Source organism: Pseudaquabacterium rugosum, assembly GCF_038066575.1.
Classification (GTDB): Bacteria; Pseudomonadota; Gammaproteobacteria; order Burkholderiales; family Burkholderiaceae_C; genus Pseudaquabacterium; species Pseudaquabacterium rugosum.
In genome coordinates this window covers 147,414-171,748 of record NZ_JBBUTF010000005.1, presented here as the reverse complement: position 1 = coordinate 171,748, position 24,335 = coordinate 147,414, and the positions used below count along the sequence as shown (strand labels likewise).

The window sequence follows — 24,335 nt, the reverse complement described above, 5'->3', positions numbered from 1 at the left end:
CGGTACGGCTCATCGGTCGGCCCCGGCGCGTCGCTGCAGCGCGGACAGGGCGTGGCGGGCATCATCGAAAGGCTGACGCTGACCGGCGATCTCCTGGTAGTCCTCGTGGCCCTTGCCCGCGATCAGGATCACGTCACGGCCGTCGGCGGCAGCCACGACAGCCGCGATGGCGGCCGCGCGGTCAGGCTCGACGGTCACGTCCCCGGGGTGCACCAGGCCGGCGCGGATCTGCGCCAGGATGGTCAGCGGATCCTCATGTCGCGGGTTGTCGCTGGTCAGCACGACGGCATCGGCCAGCCGCTCGGCGATGGCGGCCATCAGCGGACGCTTGGTGGCGTCGCGGTTGCCACCGCAGCCGAAGACGGCGTGCAGCCGGCCGCCTCGGGCCGCCGCCAGCGGCCGCAGCGCACCGAGGGCCTTGTCCAGCGCATCGGGCGTGTGGGCATAGTCGACGACGACCTCGGGCAGCAGGGCCGTCGTGCCGGCCGGCGGCTCGACGCGCTGCATGCGACCCGGCACCGGGCTGAGGCCGGGCACGGCGGCCACGGCCTGCGCCAGCGGGAGACCGAGCGCGGCGACCGCGCCCAGCACGCCGAGCAGGTTGTGCACGTTGTAGTCGCCGATCAGCGTGCTGCGCACCGGCCGCCGCTGCACGCCGTCATCGAGCGTGAAGGCCAGACCGCCATCGACATAGCCGACCTCCTGCGCGCCCAGATGCGCCAGCCGCGCACCACCGGCCACCGCCTGCAGCGGCGCAGGGCCCAGGCCCACGGTCCACAGCGCCAGATCCGGCCGCTGCGCCAGTTCGCGCGCCAGCGCGAGCCCCTGAGCATCGTCGGTATTGACCACCGCGGCCTGCAGGCCCGGCCAGTCGAACAGGGCCCGCTTGGCAGCCCAGTAGGCCGCCATGTCCACGTGATAGTCGAGGTGGTCGCGGGTGAAGTTGGTGAAGACGGCCACGCGCACCGGCATGCCGGCCATGCGGGCCTCGGCCAGACCGATCGACGAAGCCTCGATCGCGCAGGCGCGAACGCCCTCGTCGCGCATGCGGGCGAAGCCCGCGTGCAGGCGCACCGGATCGGGCGTGGTCAGGCCGGTCGGGTCGATGGTGCCGGGGCGGCCGGCCAGCGGCGGGCGGCCGATGCCCAGCGTGCCCACCACCTCGCAGGGGCGCTGCAGCAGGCCCAGCACCTGAGCCAGCCACCAGGCGCTGCTGCTCTTGCCGTTGGTGCCGGTGATGGCCACCACGTCGAGCGCGATGGCGGGCTCGCCCTGCCAGCGCGCGGCCAGCGGGCCACACAGCGGCTTGAGCCCGGACAGCAGGGCCACGCGCGGATCGTCGAAAGCCCAGGCCTCGGCGCCCTCGGCCTCGACCAGGCAGGCCGCCGCGCCGGCGGCCAGCGCATCGGCGACATAGCGGCGACCATCGGTGGCCGCGCCCGGCCAGGCGATGAAGGCATCCCCGGCGCGCAGCTGGCGGCTGTCGATGACCAGCCGGCCGGTCGTCGCGCCGGCGGGCACGACCGCATCGGCGGCCACACCCAGGCGCGCGCGCAGCCACGCCAGCGCGGCGTCCAGATCGGCCAGACGTGGCGAGCCACGGGGGTCCACGGGGGCGATGGCGTCGGCGGTGCGATCGGTCATTGCACCGTCTCCTCGGCGGCGACCGGCTGCGGCGCGGCACGCGCCACCAGCTGGCTGCGCACGTCCAGATCCGGCGGCACGTTCATCATCCGCAGCGTCTGCTGCACGATGGTGCTGAACACCGGCGCGGCGACCTCGCCACCGAAATAGACACCGGCGCTCGGTTCGTCGACCATCACCGCGACGATGACCCGCGGCCGCTCGATCGGCGCCATGCCGACGAACCACGACCGGTACTTGTTCGACGCGTACTGGTGGCCCATCTGCTTGTGGGCGGTACCGCTCTTGCCGCCGACGGAATAACCGATGGTCTGCGCCTTCGTGCCGGTGCCGCCGGGCCCGGCGGCCATCTGCAGCATGTGCCGCACCTCCTGCGCGGTGGCGGGCGAGAACACGCGCGTGCCGGTCACCGGCTCGGAGCGCTTGAGCATGGTGATGGGAATGATCTCGCCGTCTCGTGCGATGGCGGTGTAGGAGCGCGCCATCTGCAGCAGCGATGCCGACAGTCCATAACCGTAGGACATGGTGGCCTGCTCGATCGGACGCCAGCTCTTGAACGGCCGCAGCCGACCGCCGGCCACGCCGGGGAACTCCATCTGCGGCCGCTGGCCATAGCCCAGCGAGCTGTAGAGCTCCCACATCTCCTGGGGCGGCATGCCCATCGCCACACGGGCGATCCCGACATTCGAGCTCTTCTGGATCACTTCACGGGCGGTCAGGCTGTCGTGGCCATGGGCGTCGCGGATCGCGAAGCCCCCCACCACCAGGCTGCCCGGGCGGGTGACGATCACCTGCTCGGGCTTGACGCGACGGGTCTCCAGCGCCCAGGCCATGATCAGCGGCTTGACGGTCGAACCCGGCTCGAAGGTGTCGGTCAGCGCGCGGTTGCGCAGCTGCTCGCCGGACAGGCGGCTGCGGTCGGCAGGGTCGTAGCTGGGCCAGTTGGCCAGCGCCAGGATCTCGCCGGACTGCGCATCCAGCACCACCGCGCTGCCCGCCTTGGCCTTGTGCTGCTCGACGGCCTCGCGCACGCGCTCGAAGGCGATGTACTGCACCTTGGCATCGATCGACAGCTGCACGTCCTGGCCATCGACGGTGTCGACGCCCACGCCCACGTCGTCGATGACGCGGCCGAGCCGGTCGCGCACCACCTTGTAGCGGCCGGTACGGCCTTCGAGCGCGTTCTGGAACGCGCGCTCGACCCCTTCCTGCCCCTCGTCATCGAGGTTGGTGAAGCCGACCACGTGCGCCGCGGCACGCCCTTCGGGATAACGGCGGCGGTACTCGGCCGTCTGGTAGATGCCCTTGATGCCGAGCGCCTTGACCTGGTCCCACAGCTCGGGCTCGACATGGCGGCGCAGCCAGGTGAAGCCGATCTTGCGGTTGCCCAGGCGTTCGCCGAGCTCCTGGGCGTCCAGGCCCAGCAGGCGCGCGAGCTGGCGCAGCTGTTGCGGCGTGGCGCGCAGATCCTTGGGATTGGCCCAGATGCTCGGCACCTGGACGCTGGTGGCGAGCATGACGCCACTGCGGTCGAGGATGCGGCCACGCGTGGCCGGACTCTCCAGCCGGGCCTCGATGCGCTTGGCGCCTTCCTGCTGGAAGAAGTCCGGCCGCACGACCTGGATCCAGGCCGCCCGGCCGAGCAGACCGACAAAGCCCAGGCCGACGAGCGCGACGACGAAGCGGCTGCGCCACGCCGGCGTGGGCGAGGCCAGCAGCGGGCTCTGCGCGTAGTTGACGCCGCGCACGCTGCCGGCGGCACGGGCCTGGCGACGGTCGTTCATCGGGCCGACTCCTGACGACGGATCTGCGGCGCCGAAGCCGGCATCGGCGCACTGGCCGGCGCGCCGTCCTCGAACATCATCACGGCCGGGGTCATCGGCCGCATCTGCAGCTTCTGGCGCGCGGTGCGGTCGACCTGCACGCTGGTGGCCTGGACCTGGCGCTCGGCTTCGAGCCGGGCCTGCTCCAGGCCCAGCTGACGGTGCTGGGTCTGGGCGCGGTAGAGCTCGGCGAACAGGCGGCGCTCCTCGTAGGCGGTGCGCACCAGCGCCATCGCGCTGAGCATCACCGCCAGCAGCAGCACGGCGTTCAGACGCGTCATGCCGACGCCTCCGTGCGCTCGGCCACGCGCAGCATCGCCGAACGCGAACGCGGATTGGCCGACACCTCGGCGGCCGACGGCTTCTGGCGGCCGAGCGCCCGCAGCTTGAGCTGCGCCGGTGGCAGCAGGTGGCTGGGCATGCGGCGGTCGACCACCTCCCGGCTGTGGGCGGCGATGAACTGCTTGACGATGCGGTCTTCCAGCGAATGGAAGCTGATCACCGACAGGCGGCCACCGTGCGCCAGCAGATCGAGTCCCGCGCTCAGGGCCTGTTCCAGCTCCTCGAGTTCGGCGTTGACGTGAATCCGAAGAGCCTGAAACGTGCGCGTGGCCGGGTCCTGCCCCGGCTCGCGGGTGCGCACCGTACCAGCCACGAGCCGGGCCAGCTGCGAGGTGCGCTCGATCGGCTGTCCGGCGAGGCGGCCAGCAACAATCGCCTTTGCAATCTGAACAGCAAACCGCTCTTCGCCGTAATCACGTATCACCTCCGCGATCTGGCGCTCGTCGGCACGGGCCAGGAAGTCCGCGGCGGTCTCGCCACGGGTGGTGTCCATGCGCATGTCCAGCGGCGCGTCATGGCGGAAGCTGAAGCCGCGCTCGGGCTGGTCGATCTGCGGCGAGCTGACGCCCAGATCGAGCAGCAGCCCGTCGATGGCCGTCACGCCGCGCGCGGCAAGGGACGGCGCCAGGGTGGCGAAGCCGTCATGGACGATGGAGAAACGGGCATCCTGCGCAGCCAGTGCCTGGCCGGCGGCGATCGCCTGCGGATCCTTGTCGAAGGCGATCAAGCGACCCTGGGGGCCGAGCCGGGCCAGCAGCGCACGGCTGTGGCCGCCACGGCCGAAGGTCCCGTCGACATAGGTGCCGTCCGCGCGCGTGAACACGCCGTCGACGGCCTCGTCGAGCATCACCGTGATGTGGCCGCTGGCGGCAGGAACGGAAGCGGTCAAGGCGTCACGCACAGAATCAGGAGCCACCGGACAGGCGGCGGCGGGCGTCGCGGCTGCGACGGTGGGGGCGGGAGTGCGGCGCGGCATCGGGCGGCCTCAGAACACGAAGTCCTTGATCGCGTCGGGCATCTCGCTGCCCATGACGGCAGCCTCGTGCTGCGCGTAGCGGCCGGCATCCCAGAGCTCCAGGCGCTGGCCCATGCCCATCAACAGCACATCCCGGTCGAGACCGGCCCAGGCGCGCAGCTCGGGCGGCACCAGCACGCGGGCAGCCGAGTCGACATCGACGTCGACCGCACTGCCCAGGAAGATGCGGCGCCAGCCATCGGCCTGCATCGGCAGACCCATCAGCTTGTCGCGGAACTGCTCCCAGGCGCCGCGCGGGAACACCAGCAGGCAGCCGGCGGTGTGCTTGGTCAGCGTCAGCTGGCCCGCGCTCAGCGTGGACAGGACATCACGATGGCGGGCAGGAACGGTGATCCGTCCTTTCCCGTCCAGCGTCAACGCCGACGTCCCCTGAAACACGCTGCCCGACACACTGAGCCCCACCATTTCCCACGAAATGACACTTTACCCCAACTTGTAGGGGGTGACGGCCCGGAGCAGCTTGGAAAATTCAATCAAATCAACTACTTACAAAGCCACCATCAGGACCACCCCGAGGAAAATGGCCTTACAGAAGAACAACTTGCGTCATTTTTTGAAAGCGGGGACTGAGCACCCGGACGGACCGCCGCCGCAGGACATCCACCAGACGGTGGATCCACCCATCCAGCACTCCCTACAGCAACGATCAACAGAGTGTGGCAAGCGTCACCAGGTGTAGCGCGGCCCGAGGCCCCGGCGCGACCCGCACGGACGACGAAAAGCCGCCCGACCGGCGATGCGGTGGGGCGGCGCGAGGAGAGCCGGCGGACCCATGCGGACCTCATGGGTCCGCCGGGCGGGCGCGCGTCAGGGGTTCTGCTTGATCAGACGCCCCGAGGCCTGCTGGACAGGCCGCGCGTTCATCGGATAGAGGCGGCTGAAGATGGCGATCTGCTCCTTGGAGATCGTCACCGGCTGCTGCATGACCAGCCACAGCACGCCTTCGCTGCACGGCGGCGTGGTCAGGCTGCCCATGTAGGTGTAGTAGCGGCGGTCGGCCGGCAGCAGCTGGTTCAGGTCGATCGCACCGGCGGCGGCGACCTCGCTCGACTTCTCCAGCGGCAGGTTGTTCCAGACCGTCTGCACCAGCGGATGGGCGCTGCCCCGGTCCAGCAGCACGGCGATCACCGCCAGCCGGCCTTCCGGATCCTTGTGCACCAGATGCGCGACCATGTCGAACTGGCGGCCGTCGATGCGCTCCTCCGACGGCCGGTGGAAGTGGAACTGCAGCAGGTCGTAGCGCCGGCCCTGGACCTCGATCGCGTTGCCGCCGGCGACGTTGACCTGCACCGTGTGGCCGTTGTCGACGACGCGGAAGGCGCTGGACTGGTAGTCGATGGCGATCGGTTCGAGATCGACCTTGATGCCGCCACGGATGTCGATCGGGCTCTGGCGCTGGCCGCTGCCGCACAACGAGAACTCGGGCCGCAGCCGCCCCCACTGCTCGGGCCCGCCATCGGCGCCATAGCTCCAGTGGGCCGCGTGCCCCCCGGCTGCGGCCGGCCCGTGGCCATCGGTCTTGGCGGCCGCCTTCACGGGCGGCCGCGGTGCCGCCGGCCGGGCCACCTTGCGCGGCGCCGGCGCGGGTGCGGCCGCACCATGGCCGTCATCGTGGGCGTCGCCCGTGGCCTTGGTGGTGACGCGCACGACATAGGGCGACGGCGCCTCGGGCGCCTTGGTCGCACCGAGCTTCTGCGCCAGCCGCTCGCGCAGCTGGTCCATCGGATCGGCGCCCCCGCCACGCGCGGCCGGTGCCGCGGCCACGGCCGGGGCCTCGCCCTTGACCGTGGCATGCAACGGTGGCGGCTGGACGGCCTTGGCGGGTTTGGTCGCGGCCTCCGCCGCATGGCCGTCGGCCGCCCGCGCGGCCAGCGGCCAGAGCGACAGCAGCGCCAGCGTCAAGCAGACACCGAGCACACGGCCGGGGGCGGATCGACACAGCATCGCGACAGGGACGGACATGGCTCGGGCCTCACGGACGGCGGACGGGAACGGTCGGCCGCGCCGACCCCGCCGATGGGTCTCGCAGCACCTGTCCGCAGATATCGGCCCGCCGGTGCGGCCGCTTGAGCCCGATGCGGGCGCCCGATGCCGATCCCGCGGCCCGACTCGGGCCCTCAGCGCGCCACGAGACGCCGCAACAGGACCCAGGCCAGCAGGCCGATGCCCAGCAGCCCCAGCGCCGTCCAGGCCAGCGCCTGGATCGAATGCATGACCAGCGGCGCCAAGACGCCGGCCACCACGCCGTTGGCCGCGCTGCCCACGCACGACTGCAGCGACGACGCCATGCCCCGCCGCGTGGGCACCAGATCGATCACCATCAGCGTGACCACCGGCATCGTCAGCGCCCAGCCATACGCATAGGCGGCCACCGGCGCGATGGCGGCCCAGGCCGGTGCCTGCGGCCAGGCGAGGTTGAGCACGAGATTGGCCACCGCCATCGTGCCCATCACGACGAAGCCCAGCGAGGCCTGGCGGTCGCGCGGCAGCCGTCCGGCCAGGCGGCCGCTGGTCCAGCTGCCGGCCATGATGCCGCTGATGGTGGTCAGGAAGAACCAGAAGAACTGCGTCGGCGCCAGGCCCAGGTGCTCGCCCAGCCAGGCCGGCGCCGACAGCACGTAGAGGAACATGCCGTTGAACGGCACCCCGCTGGCCAGCACCAGCGGCAGAAAGCGCGGATGGACCAGCAGCTGCCGGTAGCCGGCCATCAGCGGCCGCGGCGCGAAGGGCTGGCGCTGGGCCGGCGGCAGGCTCTCGGGCAGCCAGCGCGCATTGGCCGCCAGCAGCAGCAGGCCGACCAGCACCAGGAAGCCGAACACCGCCCGCCAGCCGAAACCGACGAACAGCCAGCCACCGACCACCGGCGCGATGGCCGGCGCGACGCCGAAATAGATCGTGACCTGCGACATCAGGCGCTGGGCCTCGTCGGCCGGACACAGGTCGCGGATGATCGCGCGCGAGATCACCACCCCGGCGCCGGCCGACATGCCCTGCAGCGCCCGGCAGGCCACCAGCATGCCGATGCTGTCGGCCAGCGCGCAACCGGCCGAGGCCAGCGTGAACACCGCCAGCCCGGCCAGCACCACCGGCCGCCGGCCCCAGGCGTCCGACAAGGCGCCGTGGAACAGGTTCATCAGCGCGAAGCCGAACAGATAGGCCGACAGCGTCTGCTGCATCTGCGCCGGGCTGGCCCCCAGCGCCTGGCCGATGCCGGCGAAGGCCGGGATGTAGGTGTCGATCGAGAACGGCCCGATCGTCGCCAGACCGGCCAGCAGCGCGGCCAGGGCCCAGCGGGGATGGCGCCAGAGCGCCGGTGCATCAGCTTGCATGAAGCGCCGCAGTGTGGGCGGCCGGCGGCCGCCGGCCACCGCGGGAAAAGATAGTGTGAAGCGCGCCGATAGGCCGGATTCTGTGCGGCCGCCGGCAGCTTGCGCCGCCGATGGCCGTGACCGCCATTCATCTGGGCCGGGGGTCGCCCACCCGGCTCGGTGCCACCTACCCGCCAGCTCCGCGGGTCACGTCAACGCTGGCCTACTTGGTGTTGCTGCACGCAGAGATTGCCCGTTTCACCCGCCCGCCGGTTGCCCGGCGGACGACTCGTCTCTGTTGCTCTGATCCTCACCTCGCGGTGGAGAGTCGTTAACTCCTGCGCTGCCCTGTGCAGTCCGGACCTTCCTCCAGGGCCACCTTTCGGTGATCGCCCCAGCGGCGGTCTGGCGTGCTTCACGGGCCTATTATCGCCGCATGGGCGGACATGGCCTGCGCGCACCCCGCCCCGGGCCTTCCGGCCCGCTTCCCCGACGCCCCTTCCGGAGCCCCTCATGAAAGCCGACAACGTCCTGGCCACCATCGGCCGCACGCCGCACATCCGCATCCAACGTCTGTTCGCCGGCGTCGGCCCCGGCGCCGAGGTCTGGGTCAAGAGCGAGCGCAGCAACCCCGGCGGCTCGATCAAGGACCGCATCGCGCTGGCCATGGTCGAGGAGGCCGAGACCTCCGGCGCGCTGCAGCCCGGCGGCACCATCATCGAGCCGACCAGCGGCAACACCGGCATCGGCCTGGCGATGGTCGCCGCGGTCAAGGGCTACAAGCTGGTGCTGGTGATGCCCGAGAGCATGAGCATCGAGCGTCGCCGCCTGATGCTGGCCTACGGCGCCAGCTTCGACCTGACGCCGCGCGAGAAGGGCATGAAGGGCGCCATCGAGCGCGCCAAGGAACTGGTGGCCGCCACGCCCGGCGCCTGGATGCCGCAGCAGTTCGAGAACCCGGCCAACATCGCGGTGCACGTGCGCACCACGGCCGAGGAGATCCTCGCCGACTTCCCCGAGGGCCTGGACGCGCTGATCACCGGCGTGGGCACCGGCGGCCACCTCAGCGGCTGCGCCCAGGTGCTCAAGGCGAAGTGGCCGCAGCTCAAGGTCTATGCGGTGGAGCCGGCGGCCAGCCCGGTGATCTCCGGCGGCAGCCCGGCGCCGCACCCGATCCAGGGCATCGGCGCGGGCTTCATCCCGGCCAACCTGAAGACGGGTCTGCTCGACGGCGTGATCCAGGTCGATGCCGAGCCGGCGCGCGAGATGGCACGCCGCTGCGCCCGTGAGGAAGGCCTGCTGGTGGGCATCTCCAGCGGCGCCACGCTGGCGGCCATCGCGCAGAAGCTGCCCGAGCTGCCGGCCGGCGCCCGCGTGCTGGGCTTCAACTACGACACCGGCGAGCGCTACCTGTCGATCGAGGGCTTCCTGCCGACCTGAGCGGACGACGGGCACGGTTCACGCCGTGCCCGGTGCCTGCGGCGGGATCAGGCCGGATCGACCTGGCGCCAGGCCAGCGTCTCGCCGCCGCGCAGTGGCTTGAGCTGCGCATCGCCGAAGGGCACGGCCTCGGGCAGGGCCCAGGCCTCACGGCGCAGCGTGACGGTGCCGGTGTTGCGCGGCAGGCCGTAGAAGTCCGGGCCGTGGAAGCTGGCGAAGGCCTCCAGCTTGTCCAGCGCACCGGCGGCCTCGAAGGCCTCGGCATAGAGCTCGAGCGCCGACAGCGCGGTGTAGCAGCCGGCACCGCAGACGCTGGCCTCCTTCATCACCGAGGCGTGCGGCGCCGAGTCGGTGCCGAGGAAGAAGCGGTCCGAGCCCGAGGTGGCCGCCTCGACCAGCGCCAGGCGGTGGGTCTCGCGCTTGAGCACCGGCAGGCAGTAGTAGTGCGGCCGCAGCCCGCCCTGGAAGATCGCGTTGCGGTTGTAGAGCAGGTGATGGGCGGTCAGCGTGGCCGCGGTGTGGGCGCCGGCCGCGGCCACGTACTGCGCGGCCTCCTTCGTCGTGATGTGCTCGAACACCACCTTCAGCTCGGGGAAGTCCTGGCGCAGCGGCTGCATCACGCGGTCGATGAAGACGGCCTCGCGGTCGAACAGATCGACCGCCGGATCGGTCACCTCACCGTGCACCAGCAGCAGCAGGCCCTCGCGCTGCATCGCCTCCAGCGTGGCGTAGGTCTTGCGGATGTCGGTCACGCCGGCATCGCTGTTGGTGGTGGCGCCGGCCGGGTAGAGCTTGAGCGCGACGACACCCGCATCCTTGGCGCGACGGATCTCGTCGGGCGCGGTGTTGTCGGTCAGGTACAGCGCCATCAGCGGCTGGAAGTCCGCGCCGGGGCCGTCCTTCGGCAGGGCGGCCAGGATGCGTTCGCGGTAGGCGACGGCGGCCGCGGCGGTGGTCACCGGCGGGCGCAGATTGGGCATCACGATGGCGCGGCCGAACTGGCGCGCGGTGGCCGGCAGCACGGCGGCCAGGGCGGCGCCGTCGCGCAGGTGCAGGTGCCAGTCGTCAGGGCGGGTGATCGTGAGCGTGTCCATCGGGAATCTCGGGGCGAAGGTCGGCGAAGAAGGGCCGGGCAGCGCGGTGGCGGCCGCCGCGGCGGCGCGGATTGTCCCACCACGGCGCAGCGCCCCCGGGCTTGTCCGTGCACGCGCACGCTTCTTGCCTGCATACACTGCGCCCGCCCCGACGCCGGGGCCCGCCGCCCCTGAACCGTCCCGCGCCTGGAGCCTGATCCCGATGAATCGACCGACCACCCCCCGCCTGCTGGCCGGCCTGTGCACCGCCGCGGTGCTGGCCGCCTGCGCCCTGCCCGCCCAGGCCGGCAAGACGCTGGACGCGATCAAGGCCCGCGGACAGCTGGTGTGCGGCGTCAACACCGGCCTGGCCGGCTTCGCCGCCGCCGACAGCCAGGGCAACTGGAGCGGCCTGGACGTCGACTACTGCAAGGCGCTGGCCGCCTCGCTGCTGGGCGATGCCGGCAAGATCAAGTACGTGCCGCTGAACGCGCAGCAGCGCTTCACCGCGCTGCAGTCGGGCGAGATCGACGTGCTGTCGCGCAACACCACCTGGACGCTGACGCGCGATGCCTCGCTCGGCCTGAACTTCGTCGGCGTCACCTACTACGACGGCCAGGGCTTCATGGTGCCGGCCAAGACCCGCATCAAGAGCGCCAGGCAGCTCAAGGGTGCCACCGTCTGCGTGCAGTCGGGCACCACGACCGAGAAGAACCTGACCGACTTCGCGCGCACGCACAAGCTGGCGATCAAGCCGGTGGTCTTCGAGAAGCTGGAGGCCGTCAACGGCGCCTACTTCAGCGGCCGCTGCCAGGCCTACACGACCGACGCCTCGGGCCTGGCCTCGATCCGCAACAAGGAGGCCAAGGACCCGGCCGAGCACGTGATCCTGGCCGACCTGATCAGCAAGGAGCCGCTGGGCCCGGTCGTGCGCCGCGGTGACGACGAGTTCTTCGCCATCGCCAAGTGGGTGCTGTTCGCCCTCGTCGAGGCCGAGGAGTACGGCCTGACCCAGGGCAACATCGACCAGCAGAAGACCCGCACCGACGACCCGGCCATCGGCCGCATCACCGGCGCCACCGAGGACACCGGCAAGCTGCTGGGCCTGGACAAGGAATGGGCGGTGCGCGCGATCAAGGCCGTCGGCAACTACGGCGAGGTCTTCGAGCGCAACGTCGGCCCGAACACGCCGCTGAAGCTGCCGCGCGGGCTCAACAACCTGTGGAGCAAGGGCGGCCTGCAGTACGCACCGCCGGTGCGCTGAGCCCGATGGCCGCGCCCGAGGCCGGCATCCCCGCCCGCCCGCCGCCCCGCGGCGCGGCCGCGGACGGCCGCGGGCGGCGCCGGCGTTGGCGCGGCGGGCTGGTCCAGGCCCTGCTGCTGGCGATGGTGGCCGGGGCGCTGGCCTGGCTGGCCCTGCAGACGCTGGACAACATGCGCGCGCGCGGCATCCGCAGCGGCTTCGACTTCCTGGGCGACGCCGCCGGCTTCGACATCGGCGAGACGCCGATCCCCTACGACGCGCTCGACAGCTATGCCCGCGCCTTCGCCGTCGGCATCGCCAACACGCTGCGCGTCGCACTGCCGGGCATCGTGCTGTGCACGCTCATCGGCACGCTGGTGGGCATCGGCCGACGCTCGCCGAACGCGCTGCTGCGCGGCCTGTGCGGCGCCTGGGTCGAGGTGCTGCGCAACGTGCCGGTGCTGCTGCAGCTGCTGATCGGCTACCTGCTGCTGACCGAGTGGCTGCCGGATCCGGACGCGCCGCTGTCGGCCTTCGGCCACGTCTTCCTCAGCAAGGGCGGGCTGGCGCTGCCGGCCCCGCTGTGGGAGAGCGGCCGGCTGGTCTGGGACCTGCCGCGGCCGGGGCCGTTCGCGGTCGAGGGCGGCATGTCGCTGACGCCGGAATACCTGGCGCTGCTGGCCGGCCTGGTGGCCTACACCTCGGCCTTCGTCGCCGAGATCGTGCGCGGCGGCATCGCCGCGGTGCCGCGCGGGCAGACCGAGGCAGCGCTGGCCCTCGGCCTGGGCCGCGGTCTGCTGCTGCGCCGCGTGGTGCTGCCGCAGGCGCTGCGGGTGATCATCCCGCCGCTGGGCAACCAGTACCTGAACCTGACCAAGAACTCCTCGCTGGCGGTGGCCATCGGCTACCCGGACGTGGTGTCGATCGCCAACACCTCGATCAACCAGACCGGCCGCGCCGTCGAATGCATCGCACTGATCATGGCGGTCTATCTGTGCACCTCGCTGGGCACAGCCGCGCTGATGCAGGTCTGGAACCGGCGGGCGGCGATCCGCGAGCGCTGATGGCCGACGCCCCGCGCCCTGACGCCCTGCGGCCGCCGCGCCCGCCACCGCCGGTGCGGCGCGACCTCTGGCCCCGCCTGCGCGCGGCCTGCTTCAGCTCGACCGCCAGCACGCTGGCCACGCTGGCGCTGCTGGCCCTGGCGGCGTGGGCCGCGCCGGGCCTGTGGCGCTGGGGCGTGGCCGAGGCCGTCTGGCGGCCCGATGCCGACGCCTGCCAGGCCGCGCACGGCGTCGGCGCCTGCTGGGGCGTGATCGCCGAGAAGGGGCGGCTGATCCTGTTCGGCCGCTATCCGTTCGACCAGCAGTGGCGGGCGGCGGCCGCCACGGCCGTGCTGATCGGCCTGCTGGGCCTGAGCGGGCTGCGCGCCTGCTGGCGGGCCTGGCTGCCGCTGGCCTGGCTGCTCGGCCTGGGCGCGGGCGCGCTGCTGATGCGCGGCGGCGCCTTCGGTCTGCCCCTGGTCGAGACCGACCGCTGGGGCGGCCTGCCGCTGACGCTGCTGCTGACGGTGCTGTCGGTGGCCAGCGCCTTCCCGCTGGCGCTGGCCGTGGCGCTCGGCCGGCGCAGCGCCCTGCCGCTGGTGCGGGCGCTGTGCGCGACCTATGTCGAGCTGGTGCGCGGGGTGCCGCTGGTCAGCGTGCTGTTCATGGCCAGCTTCCTGTTTCCGCTGTTCATGCCGGCGGGGCTGCAGATCGACGTGCTGCTGCGGGTGCTGGCCGGGATGACGCTGTTCGCCGCGGCCTATGTCGCCGAGGTGATCCGCGGCGGACTCCAGGCGGTGCCGCGCGGCCAGATCGAGGCGGCCGCCGCGCTCGGCCTGGGCGTCTGGCGGACCCAGCTGCGCATCGTGCTGCCGCAGGCGCTGGCCGCCGTGGTGCCGGGCCTGGTCAACCACGTGATCGCGCTGTTCAAGGACACCTCGCTGGTCACCATCGTCAGCCTCTACGAGCTGACCGGCGCGATGAGCCTGGCGCTCAACAGCGACAGCCTGTGGCGCCCGTTCAAGATCGAGGCCTATCTGTTCATCGCCGCGATCTACTTCGCCGGCTGCACCGCCGCCAGCCGCTACGGCGCCTGGGTCGAGCGCCGGCTGCAGCGGACCGCCCCGACCACCGATCCCGCCGCATGACACCCGCCGCAGACCCCGTCATCCGTTTCGAGCGCGTCAACAAGTGGTACGGCGCGGCCCACGTGCTGCGCGACATCGACCTGGACGTCGCCGCCGGCGAGCGGGTCGTGATCTGCGGCCCGTCGGGCTCGGGCAAGAGCACACTGATCCGCTGCATCAACGCGCTCGAGCGCCATCAGGAGGGCCGGCTGACCGTCAACGGCACACGGCTGGACGACGACGATCCGCAGGCCGTCGCCCGCGTGCGGCGCGAGGTCGGCATGGTGTTCCAGCAGTTCAACCTGTTCCCCCACCTGACGGTGCTGGAGAACCTGACGCTGGCGCCGTCGACCGTCGGCGGCCTGAGCCGGGCGCAGGCCGAGGAACGGGCCCTCGCCCAGCTGCAGCGCGTGCGCATCGCCGAACACGCCGCCAAGTACCCGCTGCAGCTGTCGGGCGGCCAGCAGCAGCGGGTGGCCATCGCCCGCGCGCTGTGCCTGCGCCCGCGCGTCATGCTGTTCGACGAGCCGACCTCGGCCCTCGACCCGGAGATGATCCAGGAGGTGCTGCAGGTGATGGAGGAACTCGCTGGCCAGGGCATGACCATGCTGTGCGTGACGCACGAGATGGGCTTCGCCCGTGCGGTGGCCGACCGGGTGGTCTTCATGGACCAGGGCCAGATCGTCGAGCAGGCCGATCCGGCCACCTTCTTCGGCGCGCCGCGCACGGCACGGGCGGCGGATTTCCTGTCGCGCATCCTCGGGCATTGAGGCGCGCCAGCGCCCGGCTCAGCCCGCCTTCAGGAAATCCCACAGCGCCTGGGCCGCGGGCTTGACGTGGCGGGCGACCTCGCGCCGCTCGCGGTACAGGCGCACTTCCATCGTCAGCTCACCGACGCCGGGCGGGGCGGCCGGCACCAGGCGCCGCGCCTGCAGGTCCTTGCGTGCCAGGCTCGACGGCAGGAAGGCGAGACCGTGGCCCTCGACGGCCATCGCCTTCAGTCCCTCGGCCATGTCGGTCTCGTAGAGGGTCTCGAGCACCGGCGGCACCGGCATCTGGCGGATGATCTGCTCGACCATCTGGCCCATGTAGGCACCGCCGGCATAGGCCAGCATCGGCACCGGCGGCCCGCCCGGCTGCAGGCGGAACAGCGGCCGGCCCTCGGCATCGGCCTTGGCATAGGCGGCCAGCGTCTCGTGGCCGAGCGACAGCATCTCGTAGCGCTCGGGGCTGAGCTGCAGCGGCTGCGACGCGTGGTGGTAGGCGATCAGCAGATCACAGCCGCCGTCGGTCAGCCGCAGCACCGCATCGTGGACGTTGGACGCGTTCAGCCGCGTCTTGACGGCGCCGAAGCGGCCACGCAACTCCATCAGCCAGTGCGGGAAGAAGGTGAAGGCCAGCGTGTGCGGGATCGCGAACTCGATGACGTCCTGGCCGCTGGCACGGTGCGACCGCATCAGGTTGCGCGCCGACTGCAGCGCGACCAGGATCTCGAGCGCCTGGGCATGCAGCGTCTCGCCGGCCGGTGTCAACCGCGTCGGGTAGGACGAGCGGTCGACCAGATCGGTGCCCGCCCAGGCCTCGAGCGCCTGGATCCGGCGCGAGAAGGCCGGCTGGGTCACATGGCGCAGCTGGGCCGAGCGCGAGAAGCTGCGCGTCTCGGCCAGGCTGACGAAATCCTCGAGCCATTTGGTTTCCACCGCGCGCAGTGTACGGCGGGCATGCCCCGCGACCCGCCGGACGGCCAAGGGGGCAAACCCGTGACGCCATAGCACGTCAGGACCCACTCACCCCCGTGACCACGCCCTTCCCCCCTCGAACAAAGGGCCTGATAATCTGGGCGTTGCCTCCGGGGCTCGATACAGTCGCCTACAACCCATCTACCTGGCCCACCGAGCAGTCCGGGTCAAGAACAAGGCTCAAGTCATGGCACTCTTCCAACGTCTGATGTTGGCTTCCGCGCTGGCCGCCGGCCTGGTCCCGGCAGCCTCCCACGCAGCAACCATCGATTTCAACAGCGTCGCGTCGAGCATCACCAGCTCGGCCGGTTATGCGCTGACCGGTACCGAATTCGTATCGCAGGGCGTGCGATTCGTGTCGAACAGCAGCAGTCCGCTGGTGCTGTACGCGTTCAGCTCGACGCTGGGCAACGCTGTCGGTTTGGCCGCATCACCCGACAACTCGGTGTTCTTGGTCGGTCTCGACTACTCGATTGAAGTCCTGCCGGGATTCACTTTCGATCTGTTGACCCTTGACCTGATCGGTCAGCAAGGCAACTCGCTGCAAGGCAGCGTGTTTGGCACGACGGGTAGTCAAACGATCAGCTTCGCACGAGGTGGTGCTGACAGTTGGATCAACGACTATCTGGCGGTCACTGCCGCGACCACCATCGGCACCATCACCTCGATCAGCTTCGGCAGCAACGCCTTCGTCGGTCTGGACAATCTGGCGTTGACGCTCAGCAACACCGGCGGTGGCGGCAATAACGGCGGCGGCTCCGTCCCCGAGCCGGCCAGCTTCGCGCTGGCGCTGGCAGCCCTGGCCGGCATCGGCGTCAGCCGCCGTCGTCAGGCCTGATCCCGACCGCCCGAAGGGCCTGCCCATCGGCCACACCTCCGGGGGTGTGGCACGCCGAGGGCAGAAAACGACCGCAAGGGCCGCGTCATCGCGGCCCTTCGTCATTCCGGGGCCAGGGATCAGGTGCCGGTCACGCCTGCCCCGCCTGCTGCAAGCGCCACATGCGCGCATAGCGGCCATCGGCCACCAGCAGCGCGGCATGGGTACCGCGCTCGACCACCCGGCCGGCCTCCAGCACGACGATCTCGTGCGCATCGACCACCGTGGACAGGCGGTGGGCGATGACCAGCGCGGTGCGCCCCTGCGCCGCCGCGCGCAATTCAGCCTGGATGGCCCGTTCATTGGCGGAATCCAGTGCCGACGTCGCCTCGTCGAATATCAGCACCGGGGGATTCTTCAGCAGCGTACGCGCGATCGCCACCCGCTGTTTCTCGCCTCCGGACAGTTTGAGACCGCGCTCACCGACCACGGTTTCATAGCCCTTGGGCGACGCGGCGATGAAATCATGGATATGGGCGGCCCGGGCCGCACGCTCGACGTCCACCGCATCGGCGCCGGGCCGGCCGTAGGCGATGTTGTAGCCCACGGTGTCGTTGAACAGCACCGTGTCCTGCGGCACGATGCCGATGGCACGGCGCAGGCTGTCCTGGCGCACCGCGCGGATGTCCTGGCCGTCGATCGTGATGCGGCCACCGGCCACGTCATAGAAGCGGTAGAGCAGCCGTGCCAGCGTGCTCTTGCCGGCGCCGGACGGACCGACCACGGCCACCGTCTTGCCGGCCGGGATCTCGAAGCTGACGCCCTGCAGGATGGGGCGGTGCTGCTCGCCGCGCTCGTAGGCGAAATGCACGTCCTCGAAGCGCACCGTGCCGCCGGCCACCTGCAGCGACGACGCGTCGGGCGCGTCGGCCACCTCACGCTCGCGGCCCAGCAGCGTGAACATGCGGTCGAGGTCGACCAGGCTCTGCTTGATCTCGCGGTAGAGCACGCCGAGGAAGTTCAGCGGGATGTAGAGCTGGATCATGAAGGCGTTGACCATCACCAGATCGCCCAGCGTCATGCGGCCATCGACCACGCCCGAGGTCGCCCGCCACAGCATGGCCACCAGGCTGGCCGCGATGATCAGCTGCTGGCCGGCGTTGAGCAGCGACAGCGTGCCCTGCGACTTGACCTGGGCGCGGCGGAAGGCCTCCAGCCCCTGCTCGTAGCGGCGGGCCTCGAAGGCCTCGTTGTTGAAGTACTTGACGGTCTCGTAGTTCAGCAGCGCGTCGATGGCATGGGTGTGGGCGCGGTTCTCCAGCTCGTTCATCTCGCGCCGGTAGCGCGTGCGCCACTCGGTGACGGTGACCGTGAAGACGATGTAGACCGCCAGCGCACCGAGCGTGATCCACACATAGCCCATGTCGAAGCGCAGGCCGAGGTAACCCAGCACCAGCGTGACCTCGACCAGCGTCGGCACGATGGTGTAGAGCGAGTACGAGACCAGCGACTGCAGCGCCCGCGTGCCGCGCTCCAGGTCGCGGCTCAGGCCGCCGGTCTGGCGCTCCAGGTGGAAGCGCAGCGACAGCGCGTGCAGGTGCTCGAAGACCTGCAGCGCGATCTGCTTGGACGTGCCGTAGGCGACCTTGGCGAACAGCAGCTCGCGCAGCTCGGTGAAGACGGTCGTCGACAGGCGCAGCAGGCCGTAGGCCAGCAGCAGCCCGGCCGGCACCACCAGCACCGAGCGCGGATCGCCCGCCTTCAGGTCGAGCGCGTCGACGATGTGCTTGAGCAGCACCGGCACCCCGACATTGGCCAGCTTGGCCGCCACCAGGCAGGCCAGCGCGATGGCCACCCGACCGCGCCACTGCCACAGATAGGGCAGCAACTGCCGCAGCACGGCCCAGTCGTTGTCGCGGCGTTCGTCGGCCCGGCGGGGCTCGGACGGGGTCAGGGAAGCGGAGGATCGGCGCATGGCGGCGGCAGCGTCGACGCGGACACCGGCGATCCGCTGCCGCCACGCCGCCCTGCCGGGATGCGACAAGGCGATCCGTGGCCGTCCAGCGGCGGTCCAGGTCGGTCGGAGACAATCGAAGCGGTCGAGTACACCACACAGCCCAGGATCCGCATGATGAGCGTCCCACCGTCGCCGCCCTCCTACCCCCGTGCGACGGCCGCCGTGCCCGAACTGCCGCCGGGCAGCGAGCTGGTGATGCGGGTGATGCCGATGCCGGCCGATCTGAACGGCAACGGCGACGTGTTCGGCGGCTGGCTGATGGCCCAGGTCGATCTGGCCGGCGCGGTGCTGCCGGCACGCGTGGCGCGCGGGCGCATCGCCACGGTGGCGGTCAACCAGTTCGTGTTCAAGCAGCCGGTCTACGTCGGCGACCTGGTGAGCTTCTACGCGCGGGTCGAGCGCGTGGGCACGACCTCGATCACGATCCATGTCGAGGTCTGGGTCGAGCGCGATCCGGCCGACCCGAAGCTGGTCAAGGTGACCGAGGCCAGCCTGACCTATGTCGCCATCGATGCCCGGGGCAAGCCGCGGCCGGTGCCGCTGGACTGAGCGCCCGCGGTCGGGCCGGCACCCGCGACCCGCGGCCCGGCCCGGGGGGCTCAGAAGCGCGAGAAGTCCGGCTTGCGCTTCTCGAAGAAGGCGCGGATCGCCTCCTGCGTCTCCGGGCCGCGCAGCCGGGCGGCGAACAGCGCGTTCTCCTCGGCCATCACCGCGTCCAGCGTCGCGCGCTGCGGCGCGCGCAGCAGGCGCTTGGTCTCGCGCACGGCCGACGGCGGCAGCGCGTTGAAGCGCTCGGCCATGCGCCGGGCATGCGGCAGCACCTCGTCGGGCGGCAGCACCGCGTTGCACAGGCCGAGCTCGACCGCCTCCTGGGCGGTGAAGGGATCGCCCAGCAGCAGCTTCTCGGCCGAGCGCACCGCGCCGATGCGCTGCGGCAGCAGCAGGCTGGCGCCGAACTCCGGCACCAGGCCGAGACCGACGAAGGGCAGCGCCAGCCGCGCCTCGTCGCTGACATAGACCAGGTCGCAGTGCAGCAGCATCGTCGTGCCGATGCCGATGGCCGCGCCGGTGACGGCGGCCACCACCGGCTTCTCGCAGTCGGCCAGCGCGCGCATGAAGCGCCAGACCGGCGCGTCCTCGCCCTGGGGCGGGCGCTGGACGAAGTCCTCCAGGTCGTTGCCCGCGGTGAAGATGCCGGGCTGTCCGGTGATCAGCACCGCGCGCACGGCCGGGTTGGCACCGGCCGCGGCCAGGCCATCGGCCAGCGCCTGGTACATGTCGAGCGTCAGCGCGTTCTTGCGCTCGGGGCGCGCGATCTCGAGGGTGGCGACGCCGTTGAGCAGGCCGCTGCGGATGGTCATGGGGTCAGGCTCCTGGTGTCGGGGTCGGGCAGACGGGCGTCAGAGGTGGTCCCTGCCGGTCAGACGCGCTCGAAGATGCCGGCCGCGCCCTGGCCCGTGCCCACGCACATCGTGACCATGCCGTACTTCAGCTGCCGGCGACGCAGCGCGTGCACCACGGTGGCGGCCCGGATCGCACCGGTGGCCCCCAGCGGGTGGCCGAGCGCGATCGCCCCGCCCATCGGGTTGACCTTGGCCGCATCCAGACCGCAGCTGCGCATGACGGCCAGCGACTGCGCGGCGAAGGCCTCGTTGAGCTCGATCCAGTCCAGGTCGGCCTGCGCGAGGCCGGCCGACTTCAGCGCCGCCGGAATCGCCTCGACCGGGCCGATGCCCATGATCTCGGGCGGCACGCCGCGCGAGGCGTAGCTGACGAAGCGCGCCAGCGGCTGCAGGCCGAAGCGCTGCACGGCCGCCTCGCTGGCCAGGATCAGGCAGCCGGCACCGTCACTGGTCTGCGAGCTGTTGCCGGCCGTCACCGAGCCCATGCCGGTGGCCTGACCGGCCGGATCGAGCGGTGCGGCGAAGGCCGGCCTGAGCTTGCCCAGCGCCTCCAGGCTGGTGTCGGCGCGCGGGCCCTCGTCCAGGCTGACGGTGCGGCGCTGCTCGCGCACACCGCCGCTGGCCAGGTCGGGGCTGCGGCTGACGACCTCCACCGGCACGATCTCGTCGGCGAACTCGCCGGCCTGCTGGGCGGCGATCGCGCGGCGGTGGCTCTCCAGCGCGAAGGCGTCCTGGTCGGCGCGGCTGACGTTCCAGCGCTGGGCCACCTTCTCGGCCGTCAGGCCCATGCCGTAGGCGATGCCCAGGTTGTCGTCGCGCTCGAAGATGGCCGGGTTGAACGAGGGCTTGTGGCCGGTCATCGGCACCAGGCTCATGCTCTCGGCACCGCCGGCGATCATCACCTCGGCCTCGCCGACGCGGATGCGGTCGGCCGCCATCTGGATCGCGCTCAGGCCCGAGGCGCAGAAGCGGTTGACGGTCACGCCGCCGACCGACTTCGGCAGGCCGGCCAGCAGCGCGGCCACGCGGGCCATGTTGAGGCCCTGGGCGCCCTCGGGCATCGCGCAGCCGATGACGGCATCCTCGATGGCGGCCGGGTCCAGCCCCGGGGCCTGGGCCAGCGCGCCCTGGATGGCGGCCACCAGCAGGTCATCGGGCCGCATCGCGCGGAACACACCGCGGTGGCTGCGGCCGATCGGCGTGCGGGCCGCGGCGACGATGTAGGCCTCGGTCAGTTGCTTGCTCATGGAATCAGTCTCCTGAAGTCTGCGGGAAGGTCGGTGGCCGGTGCCCGGCGTCTCAGTTGCGCACCGGCCGGCCGCCGCCCTGCAGCAGGCTCATCACGCGGGCCTGGGTCTTGGGATGTTCGAGCAGCGCGCAGAAGCGCTGGCGTTCCAGCGTCATCAGGTAGCGCTCGCTGACCAGGCTGCCGGCATCGACGTCACCGCCGCACACCACCTGCGCGATCTGCAGGCCCAGGTGCAGATCGTGGGCGGTGATCAGCCCGCCGTCGCGCATGCCCACCAGCTGGGCCTGGATGGTGGCGATGCCCTCACGGCCGGCGACCGGGAATAGGCGCTCGACCGGCGGCCGCCAGTTGGCCTCGGCCATCGCGTGCACCTGCTGCAGCGCGACGTGCAGCAGCTCGTCGCGGTGGGCGATGACCACGTCCTCGGGCAGCAGGTAGCCCAGCTGGCGGGACTCCAGCGCGCTGGTGCCGACCTTGGCCATCGCCGCGGCCAGGAAGCCGTCCTTGAGGAAGGCCAGCCAGTCGGTCGAGCCGGCGGCCAGCGCCTGCTCGGCGGCGCGGCGGGCGATGTAGGTCAGGCCGCCGCCGCCCGGGATCAGGCCGACGCCGACCTCGACCAGACCGACATAGCTTTCCAGGTGAGCGACACGGCGGGCACAGGCCACGGCCAGCTCGCAACCACCGCCCAGCGCCATGCCGCGGATCGCCGCGACCGTCGGCACCTGGGCATGGCGCAGGCGCAGCACCAGCTCCTGCAGGCGACGCACCACCGGCTCGATGCCCTTGGCGCCCTGCTTCATGAACACCGGCAGCAGCGCCTCCAGATTGGCGCCGGCCGAGAACGGCTCGTCGGGCGACCAGATCACGAGCCCGGCGTGGCCGCGCTCGGCCTCGTCCAGGCCGCGCTCCAGCGCGTCGAGCACGCCGTCGCCGATCAGGTGCATCTTGCCGGTCAGCGACAGCACCAGCACCTGACCGTCCGGCGTCCACAGCCGGGCCTCCTCGTTCTTCAGCAGCTCGGTGCCGGCCTTGCGCGGGTCCTCACCGCCCTCGCCGCCCAGGCGCTCGGGGAAGCGCTGGCGGGCATAGACGGGCAGCGTGCTGCGCGGCACGAAGCGGCCCTCGGCGGCGCTCCACGAGCCCTCGGGCGTGTGCACGCCACCGCGCTCGGCCACCGGACCGGCGCTCACCCAGCCGGGCAGCGGCGCGTCGCTCAGCGCCTTGCCGGCGGCGATGTCCTCGGCCACCCACTGCGCGACCTGGGCCCAGCCGGCCTCCTGCCACAGCTCGAACGGGCCCTGCTTCATGCCGAAGCCCCAGCGCATGGCCAGATCCACCTCGCGCGCGCTGTCGGCGATCGACGCCAGATGCACGGCGGCGTAGTGGAAGGCGTTGCGCAGGATGGCCCACAGGAACTGCGCCTGCGGGTGGGAGGACTCACGCAGCAGCTTCAGCCGCTCGGCCGCCGGCTTCTTCAGGATGCGGTCGATGATGGGCTCGGCCTTGGCGCCGGCCGGCACGTACTGCTGGGTCGCCGGATCCAGCCGCAGGATGTCCTTGCCGACCTTCTTGAAGAAGCCGGCCTTGGTCTTCTGGCCCAGCGCGCCGGCGGCGATCAGGCCGGCCAGCACCGGCGGCGTCGCATAACTGGCGTGGAAAGGATCCTCGGTCCTGCCCGGGCCCAACGTCTCCTGCATCGTGCGGATGACGTGGGCCATGGTGTCCAGACCGACGACATCAGCGGTGCGGAAGGTGCCCGAGCTGGCCCGGCCCAGCTTCTTGCCGGTCAGGTCATCGACCAGATCGAAGCCCAGGCCGTAGCGCTGGGCCTCCTGCATCGTCGACAGCATGCCGGCGATGCCGACCCGGTTGGCGATGAAGTTCGGCGTGTCCTTGGCCCGTACCACGCCCTTGCCCAGCGTGCGGGTGGCGAAGGTCTCCAGCGCGTCGAGGATGCCCGCATCGGTGTCGGCCGTCGGGATCAGCTCGACCAGCTGCATGTAGCGCGGCGGGTTGAAGAAGTGGATGCCGCAGAAGCGCGGGCGCAGCGCCTCGGGCAGCGCCTGGGCCAGCGCACCGATCGACAGCCCCGAGGTGTTGCTGGCGACGATGGCATGCGGCGCGATGTGGGCGGCCACCTGCGCGTACAGCGCCTGCTTCCAGTCCATGCGCTCGGCGATGGCCTCGATCACCAGGTCACAGCCGGCCAGCAGGTCCAGGTGCTCGCCGTAGTTGGCCGGCGTGATCAGCGACAGCTCATCGGCCACGCCGATCGGCGAGGGCTTGAGCTTCTTCAGACCCTCCAGCGCCTTGAGCGCCACGCCGTTGGCCGGCCCCTCCTTGGCCGGCAGGTCGAACAGCACGACCGGCACGCGCACGTTGACCAGGTGCGCGGCGATCTGCGCACCCATCACGCCGGCGCCCAGCACGGCCACCTTGCGGACATTGAAGCGGTTCATCTCGTCTCCTCGGGATTCGGGTCAGGTACCGGCACCGGTGCGAAGCCGGGACCGGCGCGGCGCGTTCACTCGACGCGCTGCCAGATCTGGTTGCGGTAGAAGGGGCCCAGGTAGCCGCGCACCTCGAGCCGTGCGCCGCCGTCCAGCGGCTTCAGGCGCAGGCGGTAGACCTTGCCCTTGTTCGGGTCCAGGATGTCGCCGCCCTCCCAGACCTGGCCGTCGGCGGCCTTGGCCTTGCGCAGGATGGTCATGCCCAGGATGGGCTGGTCCTTGCGCTCGTCCTCGCACTTGTCGCAACGCGCGTCGGGCCTGGCCTGCGGATCGAGGATCTTCTCGACCTTGCCGACCAGCGCGCCGTCCGCACCGGCGACGATGCGCACCAGCGACTTCTCGGCCTTGGTCTCGTCGTCGATGGTCTTCCACAGGCCGACCGGGGTGGACTGGGCCTGCACGCCCGCCGCACCCAGCAGCAGCGGCAGCACGGACAGGGTGGCGAGGCGGCGGATGGCGGTACGGGACGCGAAGGACATGGCGGGCTCCGGCAGGATGGATCGGACGGGAAGGCGGCGCAC

Annotated in this window: 21 protein-coding genes and 1 other RNA gene; 7 read left to right on the top strand and 15 right to left on the bottom strand. The window is 71.4% G+C overall.

Features of this window, described 5'->3' with window-relative positions; all coding sequences use genetic code 11:
• Nucleotides 1-9: 9 nt before the first annotated feature.
• From AACH11_RS06750 to rnpB, 8 genes are all read right to left on the bottom strand, one after another.
• Nucleotides 10-1,644 carry a UDP-N-acetylmuramoyl-L-alanyl-D-glutamate--2,6-diaminopimelate ligase gene (locus tag AACH11_RS06750; protein ID WP_341373434.1) on the bottom strand — a complete coding sequence of 545 codons (1,635 nt, stop codon included), beginning with the start codon at nucleotides 1,642-1,644 and terminating at the stop codon, nucleotides 10-12.
• On the bottom strand, nucleotides 1,641-3,428 hold the full coding sequence (locus AACH11_RS06745) for a peptidoglycan D,D-transpeptidase FtsI family protein (RefSeq protein WP_341373433.1): 1,788 nt from the start codon (nucleotides 3,426-3,428) through the stop codon (nucleotides 1,641-1,643). The genes AACH11_RS06750 and AACH11_RS06745 overlap by 4 nt, the downstream gene beginning before the upstream one ends.
• Nucleotides 3,425-3,748 carry a cell division protein FtsL gene (gene ftsL / locus AACH11_RS06740; RefSeq protein ID WP_341373432.1) on the bottom strand — a complete coding sequence of 108 codons (324 nt, stop codon included), beginning with the start codon at nucleotides 3,746-3,748 and terminating at the stop codon, nucleotides 3,425-3,427. The genes AACH11_RS06745 and ftsL overlap by 4 nt, the downstream gene beginning before the upstream one ends.
• Nucleotides 3,745-4,656 (bottom strand): 16S rRNA (cytosine(1402)-N(4))-methyltransferase RsmH, encoded by a 912-nt coding sequence (gene rsmH, locus AACH11_RS06735; RefSeq protein ID WP_423228705.1) that lies wholly within the window; start codon nucleotides 4,654-4,656, stop codon nucleotides 3,745-3,747. Before rsmH ends, ftsL begins: the two co-directional genes overlap by 4 nt.
• Before the next feature lie 138 nt (nucleotides 4,657-4,794).
• Entirely contained in the window at nucleotides 4,795-5,250 is a 456-nt protein-coding gene (mraZ, locus tag AACH11_RS06730) for a division/cell wall cluster transcriptional repressor MraZ (RefSeq protein ID WP_341373430.1), read from the bottom strand.
• A 402-nt stretch (nucleotides 5,251-5,652) separates the two neighbouring features.
• The gene (locus tag AACH11_RS06725; RefSeq protein WP_341373429.1) at nucleotides 5,653-6,807 is read right to left on the bottom strand and encodes a carbonic anhydrase; all 1,155 of its coding nucleotides are present in this window, start codon (nucleotides 6,805-6,807) and stop codon (nucleotides 5,653-5,655) included.
• 155 nt (nucleotides 6,808-6,962) lie between these two features.
• Nucleotides 6,963-8,174 carry a multidrug effflux MFS transporter gene (locus tag AACH11_RS06720; RefSeq protein ID WP_341373428.1) on the bottom strand — a complete coding sequence of 404 codons (1,212 nt, stop codon included), beginning with the start codon at nucleotides 8,172-8,174 and terminating at the stop codon, nucleotides 6,963-6,965.
• A 53-nt stretch (nucleotides 8,175-8,227) separates the two neighbouring features.
• An RNA gene (rnpB, locus tag AACH11_RS06715) (RNase P RNA component class A) lies at nucleotides 8,228-8,570 on the bottom strand.
• 96 nt (nucleotides 8,571-8,666) lie between these two features.
• Between rnpB and cysK the strand changes: the two genes are divergently transcribed.
• Entirely contained in the window at nucleotides 8,667-9,593 is a 927-nt protein-coding gene (gene cysK / locus AACH11_RS06710) for a cysteine synthase A (RefSeq protein WP_341373427.1), read from the top strand.
• Nucleotides 9,594-9,640: 47 nt separating this feature from the next.
• On the opposite strand, the gene pyrC is transcribed toward cysK, so the two are convergent.
• Entirely contained in the window at nucleotides 9,641-10,687 is a 1,047-nt protein-coding gene (gene pyrC, locus AACH11_RS06705) for a dihydroorotase (protein WP_341373426.1), read from the bottom strand.
• 202 nt (nucleotides 10,688-10,889) lie between these two features.
• Between pyrC and AACH11_RS06700 the strand changes: the two genes are divergently transcribed.
• The 4 genes from AACH11_RS06700 to AACH11_RS06685 are packed head-to-tail and all read left to right on the top strand — an operon-like array spanning nucleotide 10,890 to nucleotide 14,849.
• Entirely contained in the window at nucleotides 10,890-11,930 is a 1,041-nt protein-coding gene (locus tag AACH11_RS06700; protein ID WP_341373425.1) for an amino acid ABC transporter substrate-binding protein, read from the top strand.
• Between the two features lie 5 nt (nucleotides 11,931-11,935).
• Nucleotides 11,936-12,973 carry an amino acid ABC transporter permease gene (locus tag AACH11_RS06695; RefSeq protein ID WP_423228700.1) on the top strand — a complete coding sequence of 346 codons (1,038 nt, stop codon included), beginning with the start codon at nucleotides 11,936-11,938 and terminating at the stop codon, nucleotides 12,971-12,973.
• Nucleotides 12,973-14,100 (top strand): amino acid ABC transporter permease, encoded by a 1,128-nt coding sequence (locus tag AACH11_RS06690; protein ID WP_341373424.1) that lies wholly within the window; start codon nucleotides 12,973-12,975, stop codon nucleotides 14,098-14,100. Before AACH11_RS06695 ends, AACH11_RS06690 begins: the two co-directional genes overlap by 1 nt.
• A complete protein-coding gene (locus AACH11_RS06685; protein WP_341373423.1) occupies nucleotides 14,097-14,849 on the top strand; it encodes an amino acid ABC transporter ATP-binding protein in 753 nt (250 codons plus the stop codon). Before AACH11_RS06690 ends, AACH11_RS06685 begins: the two co-directional genes overlap by 4 nt.
• Nucleotides 14,850-14,867: 18 nt before the next feature.
• Here the strand turns inward: AACH11_RS06685 and AACH11_RS06680 are convergent, their stop codons facing one another.
• Nucleotides 14,868-15,779 carry a LysR family transcriptional regulator gene (locus AACH11_RS06680; RefSeq protein WP_341373422.1) on the bottom strand — a complete coding sequence of 304 codons (912 nt, stop codon included), beginning with the start codon at nucleotides 15,777-15,779 and terminating at the stop codon, nucleotides 14,868-14,870.
• 226 nt (nucleotides 15,780-16,005) lie between these two features.
• On the opposite strand from AACH11_RS06680, the gene AACH11_RS06675 reads away from it, so the two are divergent.
• A complete protein-coding gene (locus tag AACH11_RS06675; RefSeq protein ID WP_341373421.1) occupies nucleotides 16,006-16,656 on the top strand; it encodes a PEP-CTERM sorting domain-containing protein in 651 nt (216 codons plus the stop codon).
• A 130-nt stretch (nucleotides 16,657-16,786) separates the two neighbouring features.
• Here AACH11_RS06675 and AACH11_RS06670 read toward each other — a convergent pair whose 3' ends face one another.
• A complete protein-coding gene (locus tag AACH11_RS06670; protein ID WP_341373420.1) occupies nucleotides 16,787-18,610 on the bottom strand; it encodes an ABCB family ABC transporter ATP-binding protein/permease in 1,824 nt (607 codons plus the stop codon).
• A gap of 156 nt (nucleotides 18,611-18,766) precedes the next feature.
• Between AACH11_RS06670 and AACH11_RS06665 the strand changes: the two genes are divergently transcribed.
• Nucleotides 18,767-19,201, top strand: a complete 435-nt coding sequence (locus AACH11_RS06665) for an acyl-CoA thioesterase (protein WP_423228699.1) — start codon at nucleotides 18,767-18,769, stop codon at nucleotides 19,199-19,201.
• A gap of 50 nt (nucleotides 19,202-19,251) precedes the next feature.
• Here the strand turns inward: AACH11_RS06665 and AACH11_RS06660 are convergent, their stop codons facing one another.
• The 4 genes from AACH11_RS06660 to AACH11_RS06645 all read right to left on the bottom strand — a co-directional run bounded on the left by AACH11_RS06660 (nucleotide 19,252) and on the right by AACH11_RS06645 (nucleotide 24,293).
• Nucleotides 19,252-20,013 carry an enoyl-CoA hydratase gene (locus tag AACH11_RS06660; protein ID WP_341373419.1) on the bottom strand — a complete coding sequence of 254 codons (762 nt, stop codon included), beginning with the start codon at nucleotides 20,011-20,013 and terminating at the stop codon, nucleotides 19,252-19,254.
• Between the two features lie 59 nt (nucleotides 20,014-20,072).
• Entirely contained in the window at nucleotides 20,073-21,302 is a 1,230-nt protein-coding gene (locus AACH11_RS06655; protein WP_341373418.1) for an acetyl-CoA C-acyltransferase, read from the bottom strand.
• Nucleotides 21,303-21,354: 52 nt separating this feature from the next.
• Nucleotides 21,355-23,763 carry a 3-hydroxyacyl-CoA dehydrogenase/enoyl-CoA hydratase family protein gene (locus AACH11_RS06650; protein ID WP_341373417.1) on the bottom strand — a complete coding sequence of 803 codons (2,409 nt, stop codon included), beginning with the start codon at nucleotides 23,761-23,763 and terminating at the stop codon, nucleotides 21,355-21,357.
• 65 nt (nucleotides 23,764-23,828) lie between these two features.
• Nucleotides 23,829-24,293 (bottom strand): DUF2147 domain-containing protein, encoded by a 465-nt coding sequence (locus AACH11_RS06645; RefSeq protein ID WP_341373416.1) that lies wholly within the window; start codon nucleotides 24,291-24,293, stop codon nucleotides 23,829-23,831.
• Between the last annotated feature and the right edge of the window lie 42 nt (nucleotides 24,294-24,335).

Excerpts from the sequence above, each read along its gene's own strand:
- AACH11_RS06685 (WP_341373423.1), top strand. The coding sequence starts at position 14,097 with ATGACACCCGCCGCAGACCCCGTCATCCGTTTCGAGCGCGTCAACAAG.
- ftsL (WP_341373432.1), bottom strand. The coding sequence starts at position 3,748 with ATGACGCGTCTGAACGCCGTGCTGCTGCTGGCGGTGATGCTCAGCGCG.
- cysK (WP_341373427.1), top strand. The coding sequence starts at position 8,667 with ATGAAAGCCGACAACGTCCTGGCCACCATCGGCCGCACGCCGCACATC.
- pyrC (WP_341373426.1), bottom strand. The coding sequence starts at position 10,687 with ATGGACACGCTCACGATCACCCGCCCTGACGACTGGCACCTGCACCTG.
- AACH11_RS06670 (WP_341373420.1), bottom strand. The coding sequence starts at position 18,610 with ATGCGCCGATCCTCCGCTTCCCTGACCCCGTCCGAGCCCCGCCGGGCC.
- AACH11_RS06660 (WP_341373419.1), bottom strand. The coding sequence starts at position 20,013 with ATGACCATCCGCAGCGGCCTGCTCAACGGCGTCGCCACCCTCGAGATC.
- AACH11_RS06720 (WP_341373428.1), bottom strand. The coding sequence starts at position 8,174 with ATGCAAGCTGATGCACCGGCGCTCTGGCGCCATCCCCGCTGGGCCCTG.
- mraZ (WP_341373430.1), bottom strand. The coding sequence starts at position 5,250 with ATGGTGGGGCTCAGTGTGTCGGGCAGCGTGTTTCAGGGGACGTCGGCG.
- AACH11_RS06650 (WP_341373417.1), bottom strand. The coding sequence starts at position 23,763 with ATGAACCGCTTCAATGTCCGCAAGGTGGCCGTGCTGGGCGCCGGCGTG.
- AACH11_RS06675 (WP_341373421.1), top strand. The coding sequence starts at position 16,006 with ATGGCACTCTTCCAACGTCTGATGTTGGCTTCCGCGCTGGCCGCCGGC.
- AACH11_RS06695 (WP_423228700.1), top strand. The coding sequence starts at position 11,936 with ATGGCCGCGCCCGAGGCCGGCATCCCCGCCCGCCCGCCGCCCCGCGGC.
- rsmH (WP_423228705.1), bottom strand. The coding sequence starts at position 4,656 with ATGCTCGACGAGGCCGTCGACGGCGTGTTCACGCGCGCGGACGGCACC.
- AACH11_RS06700 (WP_341373425.1), top strand. The coding sequence starts at position 10,890 with ATGAATCGACCGACCACCCCCCGCCTGCTGGCCGGCCTGTGCACCGCC.
- AACH11_RS06645 (WP_341373416.1), bottom strand. The coding sequence starts at position 24,293 with ATGTCCTTCGCGTCCCGTACCGCCATCCGCCGCCTCGCCACCCTGTCC.
- AACH11_RS06655 (WP_341373418.1), bottom strand. The coding sequence starts at position 21,302 with ATGAGCAAGCAACTGACCGAGGCCTACATCGTCGCCGCGGCCCGCACG.
- AACH11_RS06745 (WP_341373433.1), bottom strand. The coding sequence starts at position 3,428 with ATGAACGACCGTCGCCAGGCCCGTGCCGCCGGCAGCGTGCGCGGCGTC.
- AACH11_RS06725 (WP_341373429.1), bottom strand. The coding sequence starts at position 6,807 with ATGTCCGTCCCTGTCGCGATGCTGTGTCGATCCGCCCCCGGCCGTGTG.
- AACH11_RS06750 (WP_341373434.1), bottom strand. The coding sequence starts at position 1,644 with ATGACCGATCGCACCGCCGACGCCATCGCCCCCGTGGACCCCCGTGGC.
- AACH11_RS06690 (WP_341373424.1), top strand. The coding sequence starts at position 12,973 with ATGGCCGACGCCCCGCGCCCTGACGCCCTGCGGCCGCCGCGCCCGCCA.
- AACH11_RS06665 (WP_423228699.1), top strand. The coding sequence starts at position 18,767 with ATGAGCGTCCCACCGTCGCCGCCCTCCTACCCCCGTGCGACGGCCGCC.